We start from the raw sequence: 5,816 nt of genomic DNA, 5'->3' as shown, positions 1-5,816 counted from the left end.
AAGGCATGCGGATCACGTCTCAAGCAACAGTACATCTGTATTAAAGAGCAAGTAGTGGTCGAACGCGAAGACATGGACAAGGGCTATGAATTTACCCATGAGCAATACGTGGTCTTTACTGCAGAAGAACTCAAGGCACTCCAAGAGAAAGGCACGCATACGGTCGATATCGTCGCGTTCGTGCCTGCTGGATCAATTGACCCGATTTATTACGATAAAGCGTATTACCTGGCGCCTGATAAGCGGGGCGACAGGCCCTATAAGCTTTTGCTGGAAGGAATGAAAAAAACGAACCGCTGCGCACTGGCGCGTTGGGCCTGGAGAGGCAAGTCCTATACAGTGCAAGTGCGGCCGTCTTCGGATGGCGGCTTGGTGTTGCAACAACTGCTCTATGGGGATGAGGTGCGCTCGATGAAGGAACTTGGCATTCCTGAAACCGAGGTGAAGCCTTCAGAACTCGAATTGGCGATCATGCTCATCGAGCAGAGCGCACAGGATACGTTCGATCCGGCCCAGTACGAAGACGAAGAAAAGAAGCGTATAGAGGCAGCGATCGACCAGAAAATTGCTGGCAAGGAAGTAACCGTCTCCGAGGAACCGGAAATGGGCGGAGGCAAGGTCATCGACTTGATGGAAGCGCTAAGAGCCAGTCTGGCGAAAAAGACAGGTACCACGGTGGCCGACGAACCCAAGACGCGTAAAACCGCAAAACGCGTAACCACCGCCACGGAGCCAGCGCCCGTAAGAAAGACGCGAGCTAAAAAGTAGCGGGACATGAAGAGCATCACCATTGCTGACCTTCAAAGTAAATACGGACTACCTCGCCGTATCGTTACAGAGTTAGTGAAGGAAGGCTTCGTTATCCCGACCCGCGGTAAGAGTCGGGAATACCGGTTCTCTTTTCATGACGTAGTCATTCTGCGTATGGCGCACGATTTGGCCGAAGCCGGCTTCTCGCCAAAGAAAACCACACGATTTCTTAAACAGTTACGCAGGGACCTGCCTGCTTCTTCCGTTGCGGGAATGCGTATTTCGGCGGCGGGCAAAGAGTTGGTCGTTCGAGAGGATGGACGACTGAGAAACGCAAACGGGCAGCTAGTTATCGAATTCGCCGAAGTGGTGAATAATGACACCGTCACTTCGTTGCCTGTATCTCACCAGCAGATTCAAGGATCCAACCGCTCTGCAGGCGAATGGTATAACGCTGCGTTGTCCATTGAAGCCAGCGATCCCCTCAAGGCTATTCATCTTTATCGAAAAGCGATCGAGGTCGGCCAAAGATATGCCGAGGCCTTTATAAACCTCGGGTGCATCCTGATTGAGCGGGAGCAGTATCTGGAAGCTTTCGCGGTATGCCAAGAAGGGGTATTGCAATGTCCAGACGAACCTTTCTTGCACTTTAATCTCGCCGTCGTGTACGAAGAATTAAAAAGATTTCCTGACGCGCTATGCTGTTACAACAAAGCGCTTCATTTGGATTCGAAGTTCGCCGACGCCCACTACAATGCCGCTCGACTCCATGAAACCATGGGACACAGTACCGCGGCGATCAGGCACTTTAACGAGTATCGAAGGCTTGCGCGCTGACACATCTCATTCTGTTCCAACATACGCATGGCGTATCAAAATCGGCGGGAAACATTATGGGGCAATGCTTTCGGCAATGGATCACTGGCACGTCCCCTACCTCGGCTTGCGGCACATTCCATCCGAACTCAACGAGTTCGAGCTGAACACGTTTTTCACCTTCTCCTCCAAGGAACGTGCCTTGATCGATGCGCGTCGCAACAATTTGTACCGCTTGGCACTCGCCATGCACATCGGCTTCGTGCGCATGGCAGGCCGAACGCTCGACGCCTACAAGCAGGTCCCCAAGGCGCTCTGGACGCACCTGGGCGACCAACTGGACATCGATACGCCTGATATCGGTACGCTGCGCGCCCTGTACGACACGCGGCCGCGACGCTGATCGACCATCAGCGCGAGGGCGGAAGTAGCTGCCCGCCGACCAGCGCCTGGGACAGGCTGGTGAAAATGGCTGCCGGAACCTAGACAGCAAGTGCTTGATTTATAGGGGAATTGTGGGAGTGCCCCGGCTGGAACCCGCATGAATGCTAGGGGTGGCTACCGTCGTAAATTGCATGGGAATTAAAAGGACCCCTTATCCGGGCGTTAGGCATGAGTCTTCTTGTGCTAGCATCGGTTAGAAATTTGGGGGGGGCTGGGCATCGCAAGTTGTGAAATGCTCAGTTAGTTGGAGTAACTCGAAAATGGATATGCAGACTCACATCATACTGCCGCATGACTTGCTGGGAGACGCGCAGAGTTTTGACACCTACGCGCGAGCGACGTCATTGTCCGTCGAGGTTTCGCCAACTTACCTAGAACAGCCCCCAGAAGGAAAATCATTTCCAGAAGTGATTGCCATTCAGCGATTGATTTCCCTTGCACGGCACGCCGTACCGATGCGCGTTCAATGGCACAAAAGAGTATCTGAACGTGTGCTCGATTCACCAAATCTCTTTCCGCTATTAGCCGTTCTTCTATGTCTCGATAACGTTAGCCATGAGCTTCTCCAAGAAGATGGCTCGGCTATCGCCGTCGACGTCCAATCGAGCCGACAACTTATTTATAAGTACCGTCTCCAGGCCGACCTTTTTTCAGATACCCAAATATTGGTATGTGCAGACAGCCGCGGCCAAGGCAGACCGAAATCCCTATATTCCGACAAGTCCAGTGGACTTATTGCGCGCGCCGATTTTGAATCGTTGGTTGACCGTTTGTTGACAAGTCAGACAGCTCTCAATGTTTCCGCGTCCCAAGCGGTTCTGTTTAGCCAGTCCATTGCAACGATTGTGGCAGAGTTGTTTGAGAATACAGACATCCACGGTAGGCTGGGCCTTAATGACGTTCCGTTCAAAGTTAATGGAATTCGTGGTCTGGTGTTCAAGCGCGTAAAGATAGCGCAGAAAGAGCCGCGACGGATTCCTGACCCAGCTTCAACACCGGCGCAGGTCTCGACCGAAAAGGAGATTAGGAAAGAATTGGACGCGTTGGAAATATCGGTTTTCGATGCCGGCGTCGGATTTTATTCTTCTTACACTAGGCAAGGCCTGAGACTGGATACTCCATTGGAAGATGAGTGGCGAGTTATGCACAAGTGTTTGGAACGGCATTATGACGCGTCTGTGACTGATACACGTTCATCCCATAGAGGAATGGGGTTGTACGAAGTACTGAGGGCCCTCAAGACTGTGCACGGAATGTTGGAAGTGCGTTCAGGAAGGGCATATGGCTTTCGTACCTTTGTCGAAGGTGAGCTGAAATTCCAGCTGGAATCCCGCGATTCTTCTTTGCGACCGGGCATGCCTAAGCCCGTTTTGCTTGATGTTGCGCGAAAGTATGTCACCGCACCGTCACCTCATGAGCTCCTTGTTGGGGCTTCTGTTCGTGTACTTATTCCTTTGCACTGAATTATGCATGCGCTACGTCTGACCACAAGATTCAAAGAAAACGCTTACCAGGGAGAGGCGTGCCTTCTCGTCTACGATGAGCAGCGCTTAAGTGGAACAATGCTAAGCGAAGATGTCCGAGACCAATTCGAGTCACGCCCAAGTACTGCAAGAATTTACATTCTGGCTCCATTCGTCTCCGAAAACGACGTACGAGACTGTTTTTCTTCCGGCGCGCTGTTTGAGAGGGTAAGGAAATACTTTCATGTTCTAGGTGGTCGACTTTTTCTGCTTAGTTTCTGTGAACATGAAAAGCGGCAGGTCTCATACGCTTTCCCTTTCACTATCGATGATAGTGGCCGCCCAATTGAGGAAGCGCCGCAGCGCGTCGAGGTTGAGTTACGCAATGGTTGGCTGTTCGACCTCTTTGACAGGCACGCCGGGCGATTGGATGCCCCTCTTGGTGTCCACTTTGGTAAATCGTCCGGAAAACACGCAGACAAGTTTTTAAGAGTTAGTGGTGTACTTCTTTCGTCAGCCGCATGCGCCGCAATTGCCTATTTCGCGCTGGGAAATGTCGACAACTCCCAGCCAAAACGAATCTTCGTTGACACGGCACCACTAATCGCTATAGCTTTTGCAATCCAAAGGATAGCGACCAAGCACAAGATATGGGAGATGGAGGCACCTGTCCATTCGTTTAGTTCATATGGTGGTGTAAGCCGCCTTCCAGACCCTTCCGGGAAAGACCTTATTCTGGTTTCGGCGTCGACCTCTGGGGGCTTGGTTGAGCGGCTCAAAGGAATGGGGTTCGATGAAAAACATATCACGACACTGTTCTTTTTGGAGTCGCCCACCTCCCGCAAGACAGCAGGCACGGTCATTTGCGACCTTACGTTTAATGTCGGGCAATCGTTTGGTTATCCTCAAATCGAAAGCCATAGTGCAGACAACTGTCCTCTGTGTAAGGAAGGTTTTTTTTTGGCTGAGCTTGAAGGAGACCAATTTCTACTGGAGAAGCGTGCGATAAAGAGATTGACGGTCAAAAAAGTGACACAGACGCCTGATGCGCGAGCGGCACTTGAATTACTAGCACGCAAAGAGATTTTGCATGTAAAGCTCTTTGGCCAACGGTCGCGAAGTAGCGAATTTACGTTGAATGCCGATGACATGCTGGTCAAAGTACCGGAAATACGAGCGAAAATCGTTCGTGCACTAAGGCGTTATATCCCGACTCCACTGAACTATGTTGTCCTTGTGGGCGTTCGCGCTGATACCTTTTATGGGCTTATAGCAGAAGCAGGCGTCACGGATTATGTGAGTGAAGCCAAGGTATTGGAGTACGGCGACCTCGGCAAAACGCCGACGGCTCGGAATGGGGGGGTCTTGGTACTGTTTGGCCACTTGGATGATTTCTCAAGGGCCCGTGATATCAACGCTCAACTCCGCACAGTCGCGCCTCAGGGGTGCGTATGCTACCTCTCTGCTCTGACCATTGCCGATTCAGCAGAGCATCTGTCCGACCTTAAAACATTCCTGACATTTGGTGAAGAGGGAAAGGATACGTTCACCTACAATGCCGCGTGCAGCCTAATGCTTCCCTTGCGAGGAGATGAGATATCTCCGTGGGAATTAGAGCTGCAACTGTTGCAGCAGCTTAGGGATGAAACGCATGTCGCCACGGAGCTTGAGTCGAGATTAGATGTTCTCACAACTGTAGGGGAACGCAAAACGGCGCTTTTTTGGCCAGGTCTGCAAGGAGAGCTCGAGCTTAAGAGCGATTTCGTCTACTTAGATACCGGCGCCAATCCTGCCTCGATTTCGCAAGCAGACATTTTTGCAACTGTTTCGAATCTTCTCGTTACAGTGCGCGCCAATAACCGAGGATTAACTGCGCCAGTACTAATTGGGAAAGAGCCAATTCGATGGTATCAATCAGTGTATGGTCACGCGCTGCTTGACCCTGCAAATTTCGAAACCTACAACGATGCAGTACTGCAAGCAGCGTTCTTAAGAGCTGCAAACTCTGCTGAGCTCCAATACTTTTCGGACGAACGTTCAAGTTCTCAAATGCTCTCAATTATTCAAGCGTTGGTTCTTGGTTGGGGGCAGGGAGGCGGGGAATGTTTGCCGGAGTTTGTGATTTCGTTGGCTACGAATCGCCTTTCTTTAACAGTAGCTGACACTGCAGCACTAAAGAATCTCTTGAAGACAATTCCCTTACCGGGGTATCTGACCGTACTTGGCGACCGGATTTAACAAGGTAGTGGGGTTGTCCTGTTGTCGCTGATGGTATTTTGACCCAGGCCGGAACGTGTCAATGAATTTGAAACACCTAGTTAAATCGGTGAGCGTCTAAATCCC

4 protein-coding genes and 1 pseudogene are annotated in these 5,816 nt (G+C 51.2%); all 5 read left to right on the top strand.

Annotation, left to right across the window (positions count from 1 at the left end; translation table 11 throughout):
- Window positions 1-768: non-homologous end joining protein Ku (ku, locus tag ACFOFO_RS20710; protein ID WP_390332688.1), on the top strand; the 768-nt coding region annotated here is incomplete at its 5' end.
- A gap of 6 nt (window positions 769-774) precedes the next feature.
- Entirely contained in the window at window positions 775-1,587 is an 813-nt protein-coding gene (locus tag ACFOFO_RS20705; RefSeq protein ID WP_390328472.1) for a tetratricopeptide repeat protein, read from the top strand.
- A gap of 76 nt (window positions 1,588-1,663) precedes the next feature.
- Window positions 1,664-1,983 (top strand): annotated as a pseudogene (locus ACFOFO_RS20700) (DUF4158 domain-containing protein); the annotation flags it as partial.
- A gap of 287 nt (window positions 1,984-2,270) precedes the next feature.
- The gene (locus ACFOFO_RS20695; RefSeq protein ID WP_390328471.1) at window positions 2,271-3,473 is read left to right on the top strand and encodes a hypothetical protein; all 1,203 of its coding nucleotides are present in this window, start codon (window positions 2,271-2,273) and stop codon (window positions 3,471-3,473) included.
- Window positions 3,474-3,476: 3 nt separating this feature from the next.
- Window positions 3,477-5,711: a hypothetical protein gene (locus ACFOFO_RS20690; protein ID WP_390332687.1), complete on the top strand. Its 2,235-nt coding sequence runs from the start codon at window positions 3,477-3,479 to the stop codon at window positions 5,709-5,711.
- Window positions 5,712-5,816 lie beyond the last annotated feature (105 nt).

This window comes from Pseudundibacterium arcticum (assembly GCF_042646465.1).
Taxonomy (GTDB): Bacteria; Pseudomonadota; Gammaproteobacteria; order Burkholderiales; family Burkholderiaceae_D; genus Undibacterium_A; species Undibacterium_A arcticum.
The sequence above is the reverse complement of the archived record's forward strand: the minus strand, read 5'-3'. Positions and strand labels throughout refer to the sequence as shown.

Excerpts from the sequence above, each read along its gene's own strand:
- ACFOFO_RS20705 (WP_390328472.1), top strand. The coding sequence starts at position 775 with ATGAAGAGCATCACCATTGCTGACCTTCAAAGTAAATACGGACTACCT.
- ACFOFO_RS20695 (WP_390328471.1), top strand. The coding sequence starts at position 2,271 with ATGGATATGCAGACTCACATCATACTGCCGCATGACTTGCTGGGAGAC.
- ACFOFO_RS20690 (WP_390332687.1), top strand. The coding sequence starts at position 3,477 with ATGCATGCGCTACGTCTGACCACAAGATTCAAAGAAAACGCTTACCAG.